The following is a 991-nucleotide window of genomic DNA, read 5'->3' as shown; positions in this document are numbered from 1 at the left end:
CTCCACCGATCAGGTGGACAGCCTGACCACCACCCAGGTCAGCGGCCTCAGCACCACCCAGCTCAACACCCTGCAGACCACCGACGTGGCGGCGCTGACCACCACCCAGGTGCGTTCGCTGACCACCGCCCAGGTGGCCGAACTGACCACCACCCAGGTCAACGCGCTGGAAACCACCGACATCGCGGCGCTGACCAACACCCAGATCGGCAGCCTGACCACCACCCAGACCGGCGGCCTGAACACCACCGCCCTGTCCGGCATCACCTCCACCGAGGTGGCGGTGCTCTCCACCACCCAGATCAACGCGCTGACCACCACCAACGCGGCGGCACTGTCCACCACCCAGCTGGACGGCCTGACCGCCACCCAGTTCGGCGGCCTGACCACCACCACGCTGAACGCGCTGTCGACCACCGGCGTGGCCAGCCTCTCCTCGACCCAGATTGCCGGCCTCAGCACCACCCAGGCGGCGGCGCTGACCACCACCCAGGTGGCGGCGCTGGAGACCACCGAACTCCGCAGCCTGACCGCCACGGTGCTCAACGCGCTCTCCACCACCAACGTGGCGACCCTGTCCACCACTCAGGTGGACAGCCTGACCACCACCCAGGTCAGCGGCCTCAGCACCACCCAGCTGAACGCGCTGGAAACCACCGATGTGGCGGCGCTGTCCACCACCCAGGTGCGCTCGCTGACCACCGCCCAGGTCGCCGCCCTGACCACCACCCAGGTCAACGCCCTGGAAACCACCGACATCGCCGCCCTGACCACCACCCAGGTCGGCAGCCTGACCAGCACCCAGACCGGCGCCCTGACCACCACCGCCCTGTCCGGCCTCACCTCCACCGAGGTGGCGGTGCTCTCCACCACCTTGCTCAACGCCCTGTCCACCACCAACGCGGCGGCGCTGAACACCACCCAGATCGATGGCCTGACCGCCACTCAGGTCGGCGGCCTCAGCACCACCAACCTCAACGCGCTGTCGACC

The 991-nt window shown here is 69.2% G+C and carries 1 pseudogene; it reads left to right on the top strand.

Annotated features, from left to right (window positions below):
• Positions 1-991 (top strand): annotated as a pseudogene (locus tag H261_RS25640) (beta strand repeat-containing protein); the annotation flags it as partial.

This window comes from Paramagnetospirillum caucaseum, assembly GCF_000342045.1.
GTDB classification, from domain to species: Bacteria; Pseudomonadota; Alphaproteobacteria; order Rhodospirillales; family Magnetospirillaceae; genus Phaeospirillum; species Phaeospirillum caucaseum.
The sequence above is the reverse complement of the archived record's forward strand: the minus strand, read 5'-3'. Positions and strand labels throughout refer to the sequence as shown.